The organism is Acinetobacter sp. NBRC 100985, assembly GCF_000241225.1.
Lineage (GTDB): Bacteria > Pseudomonadota > Gammaproteobacteria > Pseudomonadales > Moraxellaceae > Acinetobacter > Acinetobacter venetianus.
In genome coordinates this window covers 1-20,912 of sequence record NZ_BAEB01000047.1, presented here as the reverse complement: position 1 = coordinate 20,912, position 20,912 = coordinate 1, and the positions used below count along the sequence as shown (strand labels likewise).

Annotated in this window: 19 protein-coding genes; 7 read left to right on the top strand and 12 right to left on the bottom strand. The window is 39.0% G+C overall.

Annotated elements, in window-relative coordinates; genetic code table 11:
• Positions 1 to 21 precede the first annotated feature (21 nt).
• On the bottom strand, positions 22 to 540 hold the full coding sequence (locus ACT4_RS15300) for a hypothetical protein (RefSeq protein WP_007483670.1): 519 nt from the start codon (positions 538 to 540) through the stop codon (positions 22 to 24).
• Between the two features lie 242 nt (positions 541 to 782).
• Between ACT4_RS15300 and mrdA the strand changes: the two genes are divergently transcribed.
• Both mrdA and rsmD read left to right on the top strand, forming a co-directional pair.
• Positions 783 to 2,768: a penicillin-binding protein 2 gene (gene mrdA, locus ACT4_RS15295; RefSeq protein ID WP_004880897.1), complete on the top strand. Its 1,986-nt coding sequence runs from the start codon at positions 783 to 785 to the stop codon at positions 2,766 to 2,768.
• Entirely contained in the window at positions 2,768 to 3,316 is a 549-nt protein-coding gene (gene rsmD / locus ACT4_RS15290; RefSeq protein WP_007483661.1) for a 16S rRNA (guanine(966)-N(2))-methyltransferase RsmD, read from the top strand. The genes mrdA and rsmD overlap by 1 nt, the downstream gene beginning before the upstream one ends.
• On the opposite strand, the gene ACT4_RS15285 is transcribed toward rsmD, so the two are convergent.
• The gene (locus ACT4_RS15285) at positions 3,313 to 3,717 is read right to left on the bottom strand and encodes a hypothetical protein (protein ID WP_004880903.1); all 405 of its coding nucleotides are present in this window, start codon (positions 3,715 to 3,717) and stop codon (positions 3,313 to 3,315) included. The genes rsmD and ACT4_RS15285 overlap by 4 nt on opposite strands.
• 268 nt (positions 3,718 to 3,985) lie before the next feature.
• Here ACT4_RS15285 and ACT4_RS15280 point away from each other — a divergent pair, with 268 nt between their 5' ends.
• Positions 3,986 to 4,345, top strand: coding sequence for a hypothetical protein (locus ACT4_RS15280; RefSeq protein ID WP_007483658.1), 360 nt, complete (start codon positions 3,986 to 3,988; stop codon positions 4,343 to 4,345).
• A 27-nt stretch (positions 4,346 to 4,372) separates the two neighbouring features.
• Complete coding sequence (locus tag ACT4_RS15275; protein ID WP_007483657.1) at positions 4,373 to 5,053, top strand: DUF2238 domain-containing protein; 681 nt, start codon at positions 4,373 to 4,375, stop codon at positions 5,051 to 5,053.
• On the opposite strand, the gene blp2 is transcribed toward ACT4_RS15275, so the two are convergent.
• The 6 genes from blp2 to ACT4_RS15245 all read right to left on the bottom strand — a co-directional run bounded on the left by blp2 (position 5,025) and on the right by ACT4_RS15245 (position 13,369).
• Complete coding sequence (gene blp2 / locus ACT4_RS15270; protein ID WP_007483649.1) at positions 5,025 to 7,211, bottom strand: Ig-like repeat protein Blp2; 2,187 nt, start codon at positions 7,209 to 7,211, stop codon at positions 5,025 to 5,027. The two genes, ACT4_RS15275 and blp2, sit on opposite strands and share 29 nt — an antisense overlap.
• Positions 7,212 to 7,428: 217 nt before the next feature.
• Positions 7,429 to 8,391 (bottom strand): protease SohB, encoded by a 963-nt coding sequence (sohB, locus tag ACT4_RS15265; protein ID WP_004880912.1) that lies wholly within the window; start codon positions 8,389 to 8,391, stop codon positions 7,429 to 7,431.
• A gap of 145 nt (positions 8,392 to 8,536) precedes the next feature.
• Positions 8,537 to 9,451 carry a phosphate ABC transporter ATP-binding protein PstB gene (gene pstB / locus ACT4_RS15260; protein ID WP_004880914.1) on the bottom strand — a complete coding sequence of 305 codons (915 nt, stop codon included), beginning with the start codon at positions 9,449 to 9,451 and terminating at the stop codon, positions 8,537 to 8,539.
• 14 nt (positions 9,452 to 9,465) lie between these two features.
• Entirely contained in the window at positions 9,466 to 10,860 is a 1,395-nt protein-coding gene (gene pstA / locus ACT4_RS15255; protein WP_004880915.1) for a phosphate ABC transporter permease PstA, read from the bottom strand.
• Positions 10,857 to 12,236, bottom strand: a complete 1,380-nt coding sequence (gene pstC, locus ACT4_RS15250) for a phosphate ABC transporter permease subunit PstC (protein WP_004880917.1) — start codon at positions 12,234 to 12,236, stop codon at positions 10,857 to 10,859. The genes pstA and pstC overlap by 4 nt, the downstream gene beginning before the upstream one ends.
• Positions 12,237 to 12,337: 101 nt before the next feature.
• Entirely contained in the window at positions 12,338 to 13,369 is a 1,032-nt protein-coding gene (locus ACT4_RS15245; protein WP_004880919.1) for a substrate-binding domain-containing protein, read from the bottom strand.
• A 573-nt stretch (positions 13,370 to 13,942) separates the two neighbouring features.
• On the opposite strand from ACT4_RS15245, the gene ACT4_RS15240 reads away from it, so the two are divergent.
• The gene (locus ACT4_RS15240; RefSeq protein WP_007483648.1) at positions 13,943 to 14,995 is read left to right on the top strand and encodes an aromatic ring-hydroxylating dioxygenase subunit alpha; all 1,053 of its coding nucleotides are present in this window, start codon (positions 13,943 to 13,945) and stop codon (positions 14,993 to 14,995) included.
• Positions 14,996 to 15,076: 81 nt separating this feature from the next.
• Here ACT4_RS15240 and ACT4_RS15235 read toward each other — a convergent pair whose 3' ends face one another.
• Both ACT4_RS15235 and ACT4_RS15230 read right to left on the bottom strand, forming a co-directional pair.
• Positions 15,077 to 16,609: an aspartate aminotransferase family protein gene (locus ACT4_RS15235; protein ID WP_007483647.1), complete on the bottom strand. Its 1,533-nt coding sequence runs from the start codon at positions 16,607 to 16,609 to the stop codon at positions 15,077 to 15,079.
• A 3-nt stretch (positions 16,610 to 16,612) separates the two neighbouring features.
• Positions 16,613 to 17,983 carry a diaminobutyrate--2-oxoglutarate transaminase gene (locus ACT4_RS15230; RefSeq protein ID WP_004880925.1) on the bottom strand — a complete coding sequence of 457 codons (1,371 nt, stop codon included), beginning with the start codon at positions 17,981 to 17,983 and terminating at the stop codon, positions 16,613 to 16,615.
• A gap of 467 nt (positions 17,984 to 18,450) precedes the next feature.
• On the opposite strand from ACT4_RS15230, the gene ACT4_RS15225 reads away from it, so the two are divergent.
• Positions 18,451 to 19,152, top strand: coding sequence for an SIMPL domain-containing protein (locus ACT4_RS15225; RefSeq protein ID WP_007483646.1), 702 nt, complete (start codon positions 18,451 to 18,453; stop codon positions 19,150 to 19,152).
• 46 nt (positions 19,153 to 19,198) lie between these two features.
• Here ACT4_RS15225 and ACT4_RS15220 read toward each other — a convergent pair whose 3' ends face one another.
• On the bottom strand, positions 19,199 to 19,660 hold the full coding sequence (locus ACT4_RS15220; protein WP_007483645.1) for a GFA family protein: 462 nt from the start codon (positions 19,658 to 19,660) through the stop codon (positions 19,199 to 19,201).
• The gene (locus tag ACT4_RS15215) at positions 19,657 to 20,325 is read right to left on the bottom strand and encodes a TetR/AcrR family transcriptional regulator (protein WP_034605320.1); all 669 of its coding nucleotides are present in this window, start codon (positions 20,323 to 20,325) and stop codon (positions 19,657 to 19,659) included. Before ACT4_RS15215 ends, ACT4_RS15220 begins: the two co-directional genes overlap by 4 nt.
• A gap of 109 nt (positions 20,326 to 20,434) precedes the next feature.
• Here ACT4_RS15215 and ACT4_RS15210 point away from each other — a divergent pair, with 109 nt between their 5' ends.
• Entirely contained in the window at positions 20,435 to 20,899 is a 465-nt protein-coding gene (locus ACT4_RS15210) for a hotdog fold domain-containing protein (RefSeq protein ID WP_007483639.1), read from the top strand.
• The last annotated feature ends 13 nt before the right edge of the window (positions 20,900 to 20,912 follow it).

Below are 20,912 nucleotides of genomic sequence, written 5' to 3'. Positions count from 1 at the left end.
AGGACAAAGAGCAAATATCCCCTATAAACCAAAACTTAAAGTGTAAGAGAATTGAATAGTTGGTTCCGTCTTTTCAATTACATCACCACGGCTATTCTTAAGTCGCTCACCAGCGCCAATCCCAACACTAAAAGTGCTGATTCGCTCTGAGTTTAGCCATACAAAGGCTAAATCAACACCTGCTCCTAAACGTGCTTTTTCTTCGCCATCAATCTGTTTACTTTCAATATGCCCTGCATAAGCACCAATGTAATAACCATTTTTGTCGGTGCCTGTTAAATAATATGGATAGCGAAAACCAACTTGACCACCAGCAGGGTTATCATCATTTAAAAATGCACCAGCTTTTGCATAAGCAATACCATAAGGATTAACCCATTCTAAATTGGCATGTAGTAATTTTTTTGTAAAACCTGCACCAATATTCCAAGTCGAAACATTGGCATCTTTTAATTTTGGCTCTGGCATATATGGATTTTCATCCGCATGTACCAAACCATTACATGTTAAAACCGCTAGCAAAAGGTAAAGTTTTCTCATTATTCTCTCCATTTTCCTTAAGAGTGCGTACTGGACAATCCTATTTCAAACCGTTTGTGACTTTAACAGAATTATTTTGCTTCTAGTATACAAGACCCTACAAATTTAATGTCTGCAAAGTCAAAAACTGTCGCAGCTTCATTTATATGAAGTATTGAAAAATCTACAGTATGATCATGCAACTTACGTTAAAATAAGTCACACATATCCTCTTTCAATCTTGTAATTTAAGTCGACTCCGTATGAAACAGCACTTTCCTTTAAAAAACATGCAACAAGAAAAGCGCATTTATAGGGGTCGAATCTTTTTTGCAATTTTTCTAGTGATGACGTTTCTTCTTTTATTGATCTGTCGTTATGCATATTTACAGATTGTTCATTACGATGATTTTACAACGGCATCAGATAAGAACAGAATTCGCTTACAACCTCTTCCGCCTGCCCGTGGTTATATTTACGATCGTAATGGTATTTTACTTGCCGATAACTATCCTGTTTTCAGTGCAACATTAAGCCGTGCAGATGTCACCGATATTGATGGAACACTTTCTCGTCTAATTCCAGTATTAAGTCTGACACAAGAAGACGTTGATCGTTTTAAGAGCCGTGTTAAAACTGCTCGAAAAACTGAGCGTATCGCGATCAAGCTCAACCTGACTGAAAATGACATCGCAAAGTTCAGTGAAGTTAAATATGCCTTTCCTGGAGTCAAAATCGAAACACAGATGACTCGCTACTACCCTCACGGTGAGTTATTTGCGCATGTCATCGGTTATGTTGGTCGAATTAATGATAGAGAACTTAAAAAGATCGATAAGGATTTATATGCTGGAACTAACCTTATCGGCAAAATTGGTGCAGAAAAAAGCTATGAGGATTTACTGCACGGCACACCGGGCTATGAATCTGTCGAAGCCGACGCACATGGAAATGTGCTCAGAAACTTAGGACGTCAAGATCCTGTTCGCGGTAATGATCTCTATTTATCGATAGATTATGGCTTACAAACCATTGCAGCTAAACAGTTAGCTGATCGTCGCGGTGCAATTGTTGCAATAGACCCCCGCACTGGCGAAATTTTAGCATTGGTTTCGAGTCCAAGTTTTAATCCCAATTTATTCGTAACGGGGATCAGCACTAAAGACTATAGTGCTCTGCGTGATAACTTAGATCAGCCGCTTTATAACCGTGCAGTTCAAGGTTCTTATCCACCGGGTTCTACGATTAAGCCAATGTTCGGTCTAGGAGGGATTCACTATGGACTCGTCGATTGGAACACCGCCATTTCTGATCCCGGCTATTTCTCTCTTCCTGGGGATTCACATAAATTCCGTGACTGGAAAAAATCAGGACATGGTTCAGTCAACTTACATAAAGCTCAAGTCGTTTCTTGCGATACTTATTTCTATATCTTGTCCTATCGTATGGGCATAGAAAAAATGAATGAGTGGATGCGCCAATTTGGTTTTGGTGAGAAAACAGGGGTCGATCTACCTAGTGAAAGTTCAGGCTTATACCCAAGTCCACAATGGAAAATGCGTACTCGTAAAAGCAAATGGCTAAAAGGTGAAACAATTTCCGTCAGTATTGGACAGGGTGCATTTACAGCAACACCATTACAGCTCGCTATGGCAACTGCAATTACCGCGAACAAAGGATCACATGTCACACCGCATGTATTACGAGATACCAAAGGTGCAAAACAATTCACTGTGCATAATGCACCAGATGGAAAAATCCAATTTAATGGGACCGCACAAGATTGGATGAATATGCACGATGCCATGGTTGATGTAATTCAATCTGGTACAGGTCGTGGAATTAAAGGCGGTTTGCAATATTCAATTGCTGGTAAAACTGGTACAGCACAAGTTAAAAGTATTGCTCAAGGTAAACGTTATAACGAAGCAGCACTTTCTTCAAGACAATGGGACCATGGTCTATTTGTTGGATTTGCTCCAGCAGATAACCCTGAAATTGCAATCGCAGTCGTATGGGAAAATGGTAAACATGGTGGTTCAGCAGCTCAACTCGCACGTCCAATTTTTGATTACTGGCTTGTTACTCGTAAGAAAAATCCGATTCGCCCAGCAAATCATCAAGTCAGTGGCGGCCTGATGACAGCGGGTATTAAGCCGGGTGAACTACCAAGTGGTGGAGCAGCATCTACAGTGCAAGCACAATCAACAACCACAGCTCCTTTACCTGCTGATGAGGTCACTGAATAATGAAAAATCAATTACGGATCATTGGTGGGGAATGGAAGCGTCGTACTTTACCTTTTGCGAATGTAGACGGTTTACGTCCAACGCCTGACCGTGTACGTGAGACGTTATTTAATTGGCTCATGTGGGATATTCAAAATGCACAGGTTTTAGACCTTTGCACTGGCTCAGGTGCGTTAGGATTTGAGGCGCTTTCTCGTGGAGCTGCCAAAGTCGTAATGATTGAACCCAATACAACTCAAGCAAAATTTTTAAAAGAGAATATTGCTTTATTAAAAGCAGAGAATTGTCAGCTACACCTAACAACAGCACAACAAGCGCTCAAGAAACTGAATCTTAGTTTCGACGTTGTCTTTCTTGATCCACCCTATAGTTTAGACTTATGGCAAGAACTTGCTGAGTTATCAGATCCGATGATTGCAAACCAAGCCTTCATTTACGTTGAAGCAGATCGAGAATTATCACAGCTCAAACTACCAGCATCTTGGCAAAAAATTAAAGAAACTAAAGCAGGTGTAGTTCGAGCAGGCTTATACCAAAAAATTACTTAGAAAATTCTTAGCCAAAACAGTCTAATGAGTTGCCCTCGATCAAACGGAAAGCTCGACAAATACTCATAGCCGATTCGGTTGCTTGAGTTAAGCTGATAGACAATACCGTAGCCCAGTGAGATCGAGAAATCATCCAAACTCAGATTTGAAGTATCACCTGTTAACATCTTATGGTTGAATTGATTGGTCTGGTACGCAGTATAGTTGTATACACGCCACCGCTCATCTTGAAAAAGCTGATTATGCAAAACTGAATAATCTGTTTTCATTTCAGGATATGCAGCATCAAACATTTCCTCAGAATCATCTTCAAATCCAGCAAAGAAATTATAGTTCTCCGCATTTGCAAACGTTGTTAGACAGGACAGTAAACAAAAAAAGAAAATGTGTTTAAATCGCATAATGGCGTTTATTGACAATCTTGATGATTAGCATAACTCTAAAACTCATTTTGCATCAATAAATTAATGATATATTTCAAACACTAATAGAAGATCATAATCTAATAAAGACGCTATTATTATCCCTTTACAAACACTGTTTAGATTTTGGGCATATAGCTTAACGTACTATCAAGTTTTCAATTGTTGTTCTGTTAGACATAAATACTTAATTTATAGCAGGATTTTAGATACAATGAGCCGATCTACAAACTCAACATAATTCCCCATGAAAGTTTTACTCCTATTGGTCACATGCCTCAGCCTAACAGCGTGTATTTTTGGTCAATCTAGTGAGGTCAAACGTGCTGAGAAAATTTTACAAAATTTTCAGTGCAACAATATCGAATCAAATCAGTTAGCCACGTCTTCGATCACCAATTTTCACCAACAAGCCCTTGCTGTGAATAAAGAAAAGGCCGCGACATATATTGAACAATATAAAAATGGTGAAGATCTCTTTGACATCCCATTGGATGAAGTAGTACAACAAAAATATCAATTATATAAACAAGCTTGTCAGGCACTTGGCGGAGTCGCATCTGCTAAAGAACAAATTGTTATAGGTGCGTCTGACGAAAATAAATAGAGTGACAAACTCTATCTAGGACATTAAATGATAGAAAAAAAATTGAGCTTAAAACATTATATTGCTCTTATGCTCATTTTAGTTACCGCGATAATCGCAAGTATTAATCCTTTAGAATTCGATTCATATTTATTGCATCAAGCAGGTACAGTTTTCATGCTGATTGCATTGCTTGTCATCATGCGAAAAATTGGCATTAACTTTTACAGCTTTTGCTTATACCTGCTCTTTTTGTTTATTCATATTGTTGGCGCACACTACCTCTACTCTTATGTTCCCTACAATGAATGGTTCAATTCCCTTTTTCATTTTGACTTAAATCAAAGTATGGGATGGACTAGAAATATGTATGATCGTTTTGTCCATTTTGCATATGGATTTTTACTCTATCCCTTATTCTATCGTTGTTTTCAAGTTTGGTTTCCCGCGGCTAAACCAGCAGCTTTATTGTTCTTGGTCATACAATTTGTTATGGCAACAAGCTTAATATATGAGTTCATTGAATGGTGGATTGCGATGGGATTATCGCCTGAAGATGCGGAAAATTATAATGGTCAACAAGGCGACATGTGGGATGCCCACAAAGATATGTTCCTTGCAACAGTTGGGGCAGTCCTGATTGGTTTCATCCAACTCAGCAAAGAAAAACGCTTATTCAGAAATAAGCGTTTTGACTTAGTTAAACAATTGAATGCTGTAGCAGCATAAGGTCATCCCAAGGATCTGATTGCACCACTTGAGTTGGCTCGAAATTCATCAAATTAGTATTTATATTACCATCAGTTTGAGGAGTCGAGGGTTCAGTAGAAACCAACTGATTAAGTAAGTCTTCGATTTCATTAGTATTAGAAGTCGAAGAAGTTAATAACTCATCGACAGTAACTGCTTGAGTTGTCTGTGTCGGCGTAGCTTCATGTTGTGGACTCAGCAATGCATTGAGATCTACATGATCAACCAAACTCATTTGTTGTGCACTTTCAGTTCCAGCATCCATTTCATTACTCAGCAATGAACTCATTGTCGTCGGTGCAATCACATTAAAACTAAATGAGTTACTGATCTCACTGGTATTTCCTGATAAATCAGTCTGAGTAAAAGTCAACGTATGACTGCCTAATGCTAAATCATGGGTGATATTAAAACTCCATTTTCCATTGTCACCCACTGTGACTGTTCCGATTGGCTGTCCATTGTCATAGATTGTTAGTGTCGCTTTCGCCTCACCTAGACCAGTCAAGCTAGGTTTACTATCATCTGTTGAGCCGCCAGCCGAGATATTCCCTTTAACATCTCCAATATCATCCGTTACGGTCTGCAAAATAGGCTTGTTCGGTGCAATGGTATCTTTCGTTCCTAACACATCCGTAGATTCAGAACGATTACCTGACGCATCAATCACATATACTTTCCCAATGGTCTTATCCGTTAATGCAGAAGATAAGTCGATTGTAAATTTTCCATCTGCGCCTGCTGTTCCTGAACCAAGCACAGTTTTTCCATCTGCTGAGCGAATTTCAATTTTACTATTTGCTTCGGCTGTTCCAGTGATCGAATCTCCATCCGCATTTAACTGCGCTACAGCTTTTTCTGGTGCAATCGTGTCTTTACCTGCCGTAATTTCTAATGGTTTAGACTGGTTACCTGCTGCATCCTCAAGAATGATAGAACCTTTGTGATCACCCGTTAATGCAGGTGAAATCGTGATTTGAAATTTCCCTTGTGCATCTGCAACACCACTTCCAATAATATTGCCATCAGCATCTTTGATTTGCACTTTTGCATTTGCCTCAGCTTTACCTAAAACTGATGTACCTGCTTGGTTTACTTCAATCAATGGCTGATCAGGGGCTAACGTATCTTTCCCAGCAAAAACTTTGGACGGATCAGATTTATTACCCGCCGCATCTTCCGCTACTACTGTTCCACCTTTATCGCTCGTTAATGGCGGTGATACTTTAATTGAATAAAGTCCCGAACTATTTGCATTAACAGAGCCTAATAATTTTCCATCTGCATCATAAACTGATATTTTAGCATTCGTTTCGGCCTTACCTGAGACAATCGTACCATCTGCATTTAATTGTGCACTTGGTGCATCGGGCGCGATCGTATCTTTTGTTCCCGTAACTACTGTTGCTTTAGATGTATTACCTGCACTATCAATCGCGATAACTGCGACTTTATTTCCATTCACCAAAGGGCTATCTAGTTTAATACTATAGTTGCCCTCATTATCCGCGTAACCACTCGCAATCACTTTCCCTGTGGTATCTTTGATCTCTACTTTAGCTTTCGCTTCTGTTTTACCTGTAATGGTTTGTGTATCGGCATCTAATACAGCGGTCGGGGTTGCAGGTGCAGTAATATCTGTCGATTTATCATTATTATTTTTATCGTTATCATCATCCTTCACTGCCCAGAGATAAATACCTTCAGCAGCTAAAGCAACCAAACCTGCTTTTACTAACTGCGATTTACTCACACCAAAATCATCACTGCTATCTGAATGCTCAGCAGCTTGAGGTGGAACTTCGGCTGAAGCAAATTGCGTTAATTCTGTGGCAGGAGAATAGCGAACAAATTTTCCTGCAGCGTCAAATTCAGCAATTGCATAAGAACTATCTTCTCGGGGAATTGCGAGCGTATGTTCCATATTGTTCATTTCATTAAAGAAATCATTAATAATAATTTTCTCACCATTTTTCAGTGTAATGACAAGATCATTACCTTGCTTGATGATCGATTTTATATCGCCTTGCGCAACTCCGATTTGAACAATGGATGGTTGATTCAGTATCACACCTTGCATTTGTCCATCTTGTAAAACAGTAAAATTTTTCTTCGATGAAACGACAACTCTTGTCATTATTATGCTCACATATCAATTATAGTTTTAGATATTTTTCAATTAATGGAAAATATAAGTATTTAATCTCGCGATTAAAATAGCAAATGATAGATAGGACGACAATCCAGTTCATCGCAATTTTGTTAGCTTTATTTAATTTACTATTTGTTCAAATACTTTAATTATCGAAATAAAAAACCAGTCATATGACTGGTTTTAAATAACATACGATGAATTATAGTTTTGGATCACGTAGCTGAACCAAACTGCTATTTGCTTTGGTCAATCCATCTGTAATTTTCCCCAACACTGCTGGAATTAAATTCTCAGCCATTTGCGCAGCTTGTAAACCTAATTTCTCACCAAATGTCGGACGCTTACGCGTATTAATCACATAAACATCATGTTTTGGTAGCAAGCTAAGTATGTATTCATCCGAAGTTTGTAATTTATCAACCAAGTTGAGTTCGCGTGCATCTTCACCATACCAATGCTCACCTGTTGCAACTTTTGCTACTTCTAACTGTGGACGGTATTTTTCAACGAAGTGCTTAAATAAAGAATGCGTTTGTTGTAACTCTTCTTCAAATTTCGCTTTACCTTCAGGTGTATTTTCACCAAACATGGTGACTGTACGCTTATATTCGCCAGCAGTATAAAGTTCAAAGTCAACATTATGCTGTTTCAATAAACGATTGAAATTTGGAACCTGAGCCACGACGCCAATCGAACCAACAACAGCAAATGGCGCAGAAATGATTTCATTTGCAATACAAGCCATCATATAGCCACCGCTTGCAGCAACTTTATCAACACAAATCGTCACATTAAAGCCCGCATCACGTAGGCGAACTAACTGAGCAGCTGCTAGACCATAGCCATGTACCATTCCACCAGGGCTTTCTAAACGAACCACAACACGGTCATGCCCTGCTTTTGCTGTCGCTAAAATTAAGGTAATTTCCTCACGAATCGTATCTACAGCGGAAGCTTGAACATCACCTTTAAAATCGAGAACATAGATTTTTTGATCATTCTTTTTACGAATTTTTGCTTCTTTCGCAAGCTGCTGAACAAGCTGTAATAATTCCAAACGAGATGCTGTTGTTTGCGCGATTCTTTTTCTTTGTTCATTCACACGCGCATTTAAATGGCTAATACGAATCTCAGCAGGAAATTTAGGTAAATGGAATAACATAAAGTAAGTGCTCTATAAGTTCGGCTTTATTCGTCTAAGATGTGGTCTGCTCAAGAAAAATTCAATAGAGATTTTGAAAAATAGATTCATTTTCATTTATACAATAAAAAAGAGCCCGAAGGCTCTTCTTATCACTGAAATAATCTTAGCCAAAACGACCTGTAATATACGCTTCAGTTAACTGATGATCTGGCTGAGTAAATACTTTCTCAGTTGAGTTCACTTCAATCAAATCACCTAAATGGAAGTAAGCCGTACGATCAGATACACGAGCTGCTTGTTGCATTGAGTGCGTGACGATTGCAATCGTATATTGCTCAGATAGTTCAGAGATTAACTCTTCAATCTTAGCTGTTGCAATTGGATCAAGCGCTGAACACGGCTCATCCATCAAAATCACTTCAGGACTTACAGCGATGGTACGCGCAATACACAAACGTTGCTGTTGACCACCTGAAAGACCTGTTCCCGGCTGACTTAGACGATCTTTCACTTCTTCCCATAGACCAGCTTTACGCAGACTGTTTTCTACGATTTCTTCTAAATCATATTTGTCACGCGCTAGACCATGAAGTTTAGGTCCATACGCAACGTTATCAAAAATTGATTTAGGGAATGGGTTTGGCTTCTGGAACACCATGCCCACTTGCGCGCGTAACAATACAACGTCTAGGCTTGGATCATAGATGTCTTGATTATCTAAAGTTACTTTACCCGTCACACGACAAATATCAATCGTGTCATTCATACGGTTCAAGGTACGCAAGAATGTTGATTTACCACAACCTGACGGTCCGATAAATGCAATAACTTCATTCTGGTAAATATCAAGGTCAATCCCTTTGATTGCCTCAGTTTCACCGTAGTAAACATGAACATCTTGAGTGCTAATTTTTACTTCATTTGTTTTTGGCTTTTTGTTTGATGAAGCCGTTTCAAACTGAGAGACAAATGCAGTATTAGATTGCTGAACTTGCGCTTCAGATGAGGTAAATTCTGTTTGCTGTGGATTCACTGACTTATCCTTTTCTACGGCGTTCATAATATCAATCGTATTCATTGTACTCTCCTCTATTACCAACGCACTTCAAATTTCTTACGAAGCCAAATTGCAAGGCTGTTTAAACCAATCATTAACGCAAGTAACACAATAATCGCAGCTGCGGTACGCCCTTCAAAGAAGTTACGCAATTCATTACCTTGCCATAAATACACTTGTACAGGTAATGCAGTTGCTTGATCAAGTGGTGTCGTTGGAACACTTGCAACGAAAGCACTCATACCAATCAAAAGCAATGGTGCAGTTTCACCTAATGCTTGAGCAACACCAATAATTGCACCCGTTAAAATACCCGGTAAAGCTAAAGGTAAAACATGGTGGAAAACGGTTTGTACTTTTGATGCACCAAGACCTAAAGCAGCCTGACGAATCGAAGGTGGTACAGCTTTTAATGCAGCACGTGTCGTAATAATCACAGTTGGTAAAGTCATTAAGCTTAATACCAGACCACCGACTAAAGGTGCTGAAAGTGGTAACTGCATCCAACCAATAAAGATCGCCGCACCCAACAAACCAAATACAATCGAAGGAACAGCAGCCAAGTTGTTAATATTGACTTCAATAATATCCGTCATCACATTCTTTGCTGCGAACTCTTCAAGATAAATCGCACTTGCAACACCGATTGGAATCGAAATGATGATCACGATGAGCATCATGAACAATGAACCCATGAAAGCACCAGCCAAACCACTAATCGCAGGTGAACTACGAGAGTCTGGACTTACGAATAAGTTGGTATTGAAGGTATTCTTGATAATGCCTTCTGCTTTCAATTGATCTGCAATCTGACGAACTTCTGGATCTAACTGCTGTTGATCATCAGGTAATGAGCGATCAATATTGCCCGCTAACCATACATCAACATTTGCATCTGCTAAGAATTTAATGTCTTTCTTAGTTCCAATCAGAGATGGATCAGCCAACACCATATCACGTAGACGATATGACTCTGAGCTAGTGTACAAGCCGCTGAGATAATCACGTTGAGACTCTAATGCTTTGTCTTTTGAAACAATGCCATTTACGATCAACGCATCCCAATCAACCATACCCATTTCAGTTTGCCAAGCGATCATACGCTCTTCAAAATGCGCTGGAGTCTCACCTGCCGTTTGTTTAGGTTTCGCGCCTACATCAATAATTGTTGGATCGAAATAAACTGGAACTGTGATACTGCTCTGCCAAAATGCCGGCAAGCCTTTTGATAAAATACTTCCAAACAACAATGCTACAAACGCAAGACCAATCATGACTGCTGAAAAGCCAGCAAAACGGAATGCTTTTTCTTTGCGATGACGCTTTGCCAAAGAACTTTGAATCTTACTTTTGCGCTGTTCACGTTGTTCAGCAGCAACTTGAGGATCAAATGAATTTGGATCCAAAGGAGATGTCTTTGATGAACTCATTCGTATTGCTCACGATATTTGCGCACGATGTACAGTGCAATAATGTTTAAACCCAAAGTAATGACAAACAGCGTTAAACCTAGGGCAAATGCAACCAACGCTTGAGGGCTGGCAAAGTCAGTATCACCTGTTAATTGCTTAACGATCGTTACTGTCACAGTTGACACAGCTTCTAATGGATTTGCGTGGAGTAATGGACTGTTACCCGCTGCGAGTACCACGATCATCGTCTCACCGATCGCACGAGAAGCCGCCAATAAGAATGCACCCACAATCCCCGGTAACGCTGCTGGAATGACAACCTGACGGATCGTTTCAGATTTTGTTGCACCTAAACCTAATGAACCATCACGTAAAGCACGCGGAACCTGTGTAATGATGTCATCTGATAATGAAGATACGAATGGGATAATCATAATACCCATCACGAAACCAGCAGTTAATGCACTGGTTGCATTGATATTTACACCAACCGTTTCACCCACCATTTTAAAGAATGGCCCGATGATCATTAAGGCAAAAACACCATAAACGATTGTAGGAATACCCGCGAGTACTTCAATTGTTGGTTTCGCCCAAGAGCGCAAACGAGGAGATGCATATTCTGCTAAATAAATTGCAATCATTAATCCAACTGGTACAGCTACAAGTAGCGCGATACCACTTACCATTAAAGTACCCCAAATTAATGGTAGGATGCCGTAGCTTCCCTCTGCACTTCCTGTCGTACTAAAACCTGGATCCCACTCAGTTCCAAAGAAGAAGTCAACTGGACTTACAAATTTGAAAAAGTGTAATGCTTCGCTCAACATTGAAAGGACAATACCGATCGTTGTAAGGATCGCAACGCCTGAACAAAGAATCAGACCCACATTAATTGCTTTTTCTACTTGATTACGTGCGCGATATTGCTGGCTCACATGACGTTTCGCCCAAACCAAACCAGCTAAAGCAACACTCACAACCACTGCAAATTTTGCAAATGACCCAATCGTTTGGAATTTTGCAAGTTGCTGAGCTGCCGCAACTTCATACGCTGCTGGTTGATCAGTCACCCCAAATCCAGAAGCAATCGCTTGAACACGATCAATTAAAACATCACGACCAGCTTCATCTAAATTTGCACTGATTGATGCAGGGATATTGTTAAAAATAATATGGTGTAAAACACTCGGTTCAACCAAGTTCCAAATCATCAAAATTAAAAAAGCAGGAATACCACACCACAAAGCAACTAACGCCCCGTAATACACTGGACGCGAATGTAGTGTTACTGAGTTATTTCCCTTACCTGCTAGGTTACGGCTTTTACTCAGCCCGATTTGATATGCAATTGCCACAAGGGCTAACAACACACCGATAAGTAGCAGATTCATGTAATCTCCACTGTTTTCTCAATTTTCATCATTTGAAAAAACTTAGCTAGACAAAAAGGCTGATGAACACATGTCTCACCAGCCTCCGTTTTCAAATAAACTTATTTAACTGATTTACCAGCTTTGAAATCAGCTAGGATTTTTGCACGCTCTTTGTCGTTCATTGCAATCAAACCAGCTTTTTCTAATTTAGAACCTTTACCAGATACTTTCTTGTTCAAGAAGTATTCTACGTATTGTGGTAAACCTTTAATTGATTTTAAGTGCTCGCCTTTCACGTAGAAGAACAATGGACGAGAAACTGGGTATTGACCGCTCAAGATAGTTTTTTCAGAAGGTACTACACCGTTTACAGTCGCAACACGTAATTTGTCACGGTTAACATCATAGAAACCTAGACCGAATACGCCAACTGCACTTGGAGATGTTTTTAAACGAGCAAGTGTTTCAGTATAGTCACCAGCGATTTCAATTACACGACCATCTTTACGGAAGTTAGAACATGCTTTTTTCTGAGCATCTTTGTCTAAACCTTTGATGTAGTCATAAGCTTCACAACCAGCATCAACCATTTTCTCTTGGAATACTTCACGAGTACCATGGTTAGAAGCAGGAATTACTAAAGTAATTGGTTCGTTTGGTAAAGCTTTGTCAATTTGGTTCCAAGTTGTATATGGGTTTGGAACCATTTTACCGTTTGATGGTAATTCAGCAGCTAAAGCTGTAAATACGTGATATGGCTTTAATTTATAAGCAGCTTTTTTCACGTTAGATGCGAAAACGATACCATCGTAACCAATTTTGATTTCTTGGATTTGGTTTACGCCAGCTTTTTTACAAGCATCAATTTCTGTTGATTTAATTGGACGAGATGCGTTTGCGATATCGATTGTGTTATCGCCAACACCTTGACAGAATTGCTTCAAACCACCTGAAGAACCGCCAGAACCAACAACTGGTGCTTTGAATTGTGGGAAAGTATTACCAAACTCTTCTGCAACAATACTTGCGTATGGTAATACAGTTGAAGAACCAGCAATTTGGATCGTATCACGAGCTGCGTTTGCAGTCGTAGCTACAGTTGCCCCAGTTACAGCTAATGCAATTGCGAGATTACGTGGATTTAAGCGCATTCTGTTTTCTCTCATTTATACAATTTGATTTACAACTCTTTTAAATTCAAGTGTTGTACTTTGGTTAACTGCATTTTGATTAGATAATATGACAAATAAGTTACAACTTTGTGACGCTTTGATGATAATTGATATACTGCATCAAATTTAATTAAATATTATTAAATATCAATATTTAAGATGAATGAAAATATTCTTAAAAATCCTGCAATCACCATTGAAATTGCAATATTTATTAGAATTATTACAGCTTACATTTGATTTTTTACAGAAAAACTCATCTTTGATGATAAAAAATTATAGTGAGTGGAATACTGATGATTTTTCCATCAATACATAGTATGACATATTTATTAAAATGAACATCCATACTCAGGTAACATCTTTTTTAGATAATTTGGGTATTTAAAAGAAGAATATAAGAGTATGAAAACCTAGCTTTTTATCAACGATATATCATTTAAGTTTTTGGAATTGTGTTCTAAAAATATCGATACTTCATTCAGTTTATTGAAATTTCTTAGAACAGATGATTGATCTATATTTGATTTAAATAGATAGAAAGATCAGATCATGAACACAAAAACCATCGCAACATTTAATCCAGATTTGCCAGTTCACATGACATTTTCAGAGCATGATTGGCACTTGCTCGCTCAATACTGGTATCCAATTGCCTTAGCCCGTGATATTTCAGAACAACCTACTGCCACAATGTTGCTCGATATGCCTCTGGTTATCTATAAAATGGCCGATCAACTGGTTGTCGCCAAAGATGCGTGTCCGCATCGCGGAGTTCCTCTGAGTTTAGGCCATAATGATGGTAATGGTATTGTTTGTCGCTATCATGGTTTACGCTTTGGTGAAAATGGAAAATGCAACCGTATTCCAGCCCACCCTCAACACAAGATCTCTGAACGCTTTCATTTAAAAACTTATGCTGCGCTAGAAAAATATGGGCTGATCTGGTGCAACCTCACAGCCACATCTGATGCTGTAGCAAATATTCCCGAAATGCCTTACTGGGAACATACTGATTTTCAACAATTGGTTTGTCCGTCTGTTGATCTAAATTGTTTTGCAGGTCGACAACTTGAAGGATTCATTGATGTCGCACATTTCGCATGGGTACATCCTGATACTTTTGGGGATCCAGAGAATGTCGAAGTTCCTGATTACGTGACAACTGAAACAACATATGGTTTTGAGGCTGATTACATTAGTAGCGTCGGGCGTTATCCAATAGGTACAAATCAACGTGGCAAAGACGGCTTTCAATGGTTGAGACATTTCGAAATCAGCCTACCTTTTACAGCCACGCTGACAATTCATTTTCCTAACGAGTCTAAACAAGTAATTATGAATGCCGCGTCGCCAGTATCTGCCCGACAAACACGTCTGTTTGCGCCGATCTGTCGTAATTATGATAAGGATTTACCTATTGAGGATGCTTATAAATTTAACCTAGAAATTTTTGAAGAAGACCGACTGATTGTTGAAACACAAAAACCTGAATATTTACCATTAGACTTATCCATGGAAGCTCATTTTCCAGCAGATCGCAGTTCAAGCATGTATCGAAAACTATTGCGAAAAATGGGATTCAGTCCAATTTTTGCAGCCTAATATAATTTTCTAAAAACTTATAAATAAAAAAGAGGTCTTGCAAAGACCTCTTTTTTATTGGCATATCAAATTAAATTGCAATTAATCAATCGCAGGAACATAAGTACCGGCAACAATTGCATCTTTAATACGATCTGCTTCTGCAAGCACAAGCGCAAGCAGATTTTGTACATTTTCAAGTGTCGCAACTGGGCTTAAAGTGGTCATCTTCAATGATTGAACATTACCCACTTTTGTTACACCGATATTTGCTTCACCACGTGCAAATAATTCATCTGCAACGTTTTGGTTCAAGCTATCAATAAACTCAGTAGGATAACCTTCTGGCACCACACGGAACAACACTGAAGCGAATTGTGGTTCGATCAACAATTCGAGACCCGCAGTTGCTTTGATATAATCAGCAACTTCACGCGTTAACTTCACACCGTGATCGATCATTGAACCATAAAGCTCTTCGCCTAATGCCTCTACAGTCATCCACAATTTCAATGCATCAAAACGACGAGTTGTTTGCAATGATTTAGAAACTAGGTTTGGAACCCCGTGTTCTTCATCATAAGCAGAGTTCAAATATTCTGCTTCGTAATGCATAAAGCGATAGTTTGCCTCATCTTTCAATAAGAAAGCGCCACAGCTAATGCTTTGGAAATAATGCTTATGGAAATCTAGTGTGATCGAATCAGATAACTCGATACCATCTAACATTGCACGATGATCATTTGAAAGAATCAGTGCACCGCCCCAAGCTGCATCAATGTGCATCCATGAACCATATTTATTGGTAATTTCACGGATTTTCTTGAGTGGATCAATCGCGCCAGCATCTGTTGTACCTGCGGTCGCAACGACACAAGCAACAATTTTACCTTCAGATTGAAGATGAGCCATGGTTTTTTCTAACGCATCCACATCCATTTGAGCATTTTCGTTTACAGGTACTGTAACTACTGACTGGAAGCCCATGCCCATCATCGCCATGTTCTTTTGCACAGAGAAGTGTGCATTTTCAGAACAAATGACTTTGACGTTTCTCATTGCTTCAGCTGGAACACCATCACGCTGAACAGACCATGGCTTACCATTTTCGTCTTTCCAGTTTTTCGAGATACACCAGTCACGAGCAAGTAACACACCCATTAAGTTCGACTGCGTACCGCCAGAGGTGAATACACCTGCTTGACCTGCACCATAACCCACTTTTTGGCGAAGCCAATCGATGAGTTGAACTTCCATCAATGATCCAGCAGGACTTTGGTCCCAAGAATCCATTGATTGGTTCGTCGCATTAATTAACACTTCCGCGATTTGGCTCATCACCATAGTTGGGCAGTGTAAATGTGCGAGTGAATGTGGATGATGTACTTTTAAGCTTTTGTTGAGAAAAAGCTCAACCATACGTTGTAATGATTGCTGTACACCCAAACCTTCTTTTGAAGGATTAAAAGAAATTGCTGCTCGCAAATCTTTAATGCTTCCGCCCGTGTACATTTTGTCATTTTGCAACCATGCTGAAACGGCATTTACCGCCTCGCCCATTGCTGACTGATAGTCAGCAATAGATTGAGCATCATTGCAGAGTAACGCTTTACGATGTTCTGCAAAATCAACCATGGTTTAGCCTCGTACTGCTTTTAATGCTTCAGCAATCGCTTTCTTAAAGCGAGCAATGACTTCAACACATTCGTCTTGATTGATGATTAGCGGGCAAAGTAAACGAATTACTGTACCGTTACGACCACCTTTCTCAAGCAATAATTTATTGTTGAAACATGCTGCTTGAATTGCTGCTGCTAACTGAGCATCAGCAGGATGAGAACCCATATGATCAGCAGGTTTACGCTCATCAATGATCTCAATACCGATCATTAAACCGCGACCACGAACATTACCGATGCATGGGAATTCTTGAGCTAGTTTTTTCAACTCAGCTTGTAAGAAATCACCACGCTCTTGTGCATTTTGAGCAAGGTTTTGTTCTTTGATCACTTGCAATGAAGCTAAGCCTGTACCCATTGCGAGTTGGTTACCGCGGAATGTACCTGAATGTGTACCTGGCTGCCATGCATCAAACTTACGTTTAATACCTAATACTGCCAATGGTAAGCTACCGCCAACCGCTTTTGACATCACTACAACATCAGGCTCGATTCCTGCATGTTCAAAGGCAAACATTTTACCTGAACGTGCAAAACCAGCTTGAACTTCGTCCAAAATCAAAACGATGTTGTGCTTTTCAGTCACTTCACGGATTTTCTTCAACCATTTAACAGGCGCAGTAACAACACCACCTTCACCTTGAATTGCCTCAAGGATTACAGCAGCAGGTTTTGTTACACCGCTTTCAACATCTTCAATGAAGTTTTCAAAGAAGTAAGTTAAAGCATCAACACCAGCTTCACCACCTAAACCAAGTGGGCAACGGTATTCATGCGGGTAAGGCATAAACTGTACGCCTGGCATTAAGCCATTTACCGCATTTTTTGCGTTAAGGTTGCCTGTCATAGACAAAGCGCCATGGGTCATACCATGGTAACCACCAGAAAAACTGATTACTGAACTACGGCCAGTATATGTTTTTGCAAGTTTAATTGCTGCTTCTGTACCATCTGCACCTGTTGGGCCACAGAATTGTAAGCAATACTCTTCTTTACCGCCTGGCAAATAAGCCAAAAGCGCTTCAGTAAACGCATCTTTTAAAGGTGTCGTTAAGTCTAAAGTATGTAGAGGCAAACCACTTGCCAATGTATCTTGAATACTTTGAATCACCGCAGGATGATTATGACCTAAAGCCAATGTCCCTGCCCCAGCTAAACAATCAAGGTACTGTGTACCTTCAACATCAGTAACCCAGCAGCCTTGTGCTTTCGCTATCGCTAACGGTAATTTACGTGGATAACTACGAACATTTGATTCCATCTGACTTTGGCGAGTCAAATAATATTCGTTAGTTGCATTTGCGGCAGGGTTTACGGAAGTAACGCTCATATCGAATTACCATCTCTGATATGGGTAAAAGAAATAAGTCTGGTGACTTGTGGTCGTTTGACTCGGTGCTTTTTAGATTCTAGTACAGACACAATGTTTTATATCTTTTAACTAGGTGCGAGATGATACCTAATTTTTAAAGAAAATAAACACTTTTTATGCCCCACATTCATCTAATATTATTGAAAAAATGTTTCTTTCAATGAACTATGATGAATTATCATCATACTATGTGACAAGCTTAAGAAAGTAAGCTTTTTTTATCTGGGTCTTGGTTTTTAGATAAATGGTCAAATAAATAAACATAACCATATAATTATTAATGTTTTTTATTTTAATTTTATGTTGCAAAACATAGATAATCTCTTACAAAGAAACCACAAAATATGCAGAAGTTCCCCATCAGTTCATTTTAGGATCAAAGCTGTAAAAATAATTTTTTTAATAGAAATTCTAAGGAAAATTTTATGCGTAATTTAGCACTCGCGACGTTGATGATTGGCGCGACCCTTAGCCCACAACTTTTTGCTCAAGAGACCAACGATTTGAACTATAACGTTGTAAATATTCAGGCAGATGCTTCGCGCCAAGTTGCCAACGATGAAATGCAAGCTGTTTTATATATTGAGAAAAGTAATAAACAACCTGCTGAACTTTCTAATCAGATCAATCAGCTGATGAATCAAGCGCAAGCGATTGCTCGTAAATATCCGCAAGTTAAGGTGGAAACAGGTGCTCAAAGCACATATCCAATTTATGACAATGACAGTAGAAAGCTAAAAGAATGGCGTGCTCGTGCAGAAATTCAACTTGAAAGTAAAGATTTCAAAGCTGCAAGCCAATTGGTCAGCGAATTGCAACAGAACTTCCAGACCCAATCCATCAACTTTACTGTATCTGATGAACAGCGAAAGAAAGTTGAAAATGAATTGATGATTGAAGCTTCAAAAAACTTTCAACAACGCGCGCAAGCCATTACTCAGGCTTGGAATAAAGCACAATACAATTTGGTCAGTCTTAATTTAAATACGAGTAATTATTTCCCACAACCCATGATGCGTGGTGGTGTCGCTAAATTTGCAATGGCCGAGACAGCACCTGCACAAGATATGGCAGCTGGTGAATCAAAAATCACTGTGAATGCGAATGGTTCTATTCAATTCAAATAAATACAATAATTTATCTAAAAAGCAGAAGACTGTTGTCTTCTGCTTTTTATTTATTCAACTCAAAGTAATCTTGGAACTCCGCACCCGTTGGCAATTCATCAAATGCAACCGGGACGGTATTATTTTTAGACCAATTGGCTTGTGAGTTCATGCAAAAATTCAATTCTTTCTCAGGGACAAAATCTTTTTCAATCAAACCTAAAGGAATCCACATAATTTTTGGATTACTGCCTAATGCATTAGGTACAGGCGAACCACATTCTGTACAAAACGAACTGGTAAAGCCTGTTGCTTTGACATACGTCCGAACGAATTGCAGACCTTGTTGCCAGTCAAATTGTTCTGACAAAATTAATGTCGCCGTATTCGATGCAGCCCCACTCTGCTTACGACATAAACTACAGTAACAACGATAGATCGTTTTAATTTTTGAAGTAGAAAATTTAAATTTGATTGCCCCACATAGACAAACGCCATTAAATAGTTGCCTTTGCTCTAATGCGGTCATAACGTTTCACCCGAATGATCTTTCTCAATCGTTTTATATTGATTGCTTAAACCCTGCAAAGAACCCCACGCTGCTTGTGCCAATATTTCCCTATACGCTTTCGGATCAGCAACCACTTTGTTAGACAACCAAGCGCGACAATAACTCTCAGATGCACCAATCACCAATGACATGATCAGCTCGATCGGTATATTTTTAAATGATTCAAAATCTGAATAGCGTGAAATATGAGCCATAATTTTTTGATTTCTTGTTATATTTTTTTCGCTTAATGCCTGTTTATATTCACTTTGCATAACACTGAAATGTGCTAATAATAAAAATTTCGCGAATTGCGGTTGATCAGATACCCAATCAACATAGCTATAAATCAATGCAGAAATCACATCTTGTAATGATTGCGCCTCATCTAAATAACGATCACGTAAGTCAGCTTGATCATCTAAAGCAGCGAATACCAATGCTGCAATGATGCCTTCTTTATTTTTAAAATGATGATAAATCGCACCCACACTACTTTCCGATTTGTCCCGAATCATCTCAATACTGGTGGTATCCAAACCGAACTCAAGAAAACATGACAATGCATCCGACAAAATTTTCCTTTTGAGCAATGATCTGCGTTGAGGATATAAACGTTCTAATAATTTCTGAGCCATATGCATAGTAAATTTTAAATAGCCAACCGTCGGAACTATTGTGTATGACTTGACCATTATTTGTAAACAGAATTATATTCTGTATTAGAATTTAATTCTGTTAGCGAGAAATTCAATGGCTTCAACTTTAGAATTATGGAATAAAGTATCAGCATTACCTGCTGGAAAGTGGACGTTCACTCGAATGCTCTGCTTAAAAGCACCTTATTTCAGTAGCATTTCCCCATTATTTGAAGAGCTAAAACCAAACTTTTGTAAAATATCGATTAAGAAAAAGCGCTCAGTGCTCAATCACATCGGCACAGTTCATGCGATTGCAATGTGCAATATGGCAGAACTCGCAGGTGGAACAATGACAGAAGTGACTGTGCCTGCAACTCATCGCTGGATTCCGAAAGGGATGACCGTTGAATATTTAAAGAAAGCAGAAACAGACTTAATTGCAGTAGCAACACCTGTTGAAAGTCATTATGACTGGGATAAAGCTGGAGAATATTTGGTGAATGTCGATGTATTTGATCAACTCAATGAAAAGGTTTTTCACGCGACAATCACAATGTGGATTTCTAAGAAAAAATAATAAAAAGCCACAC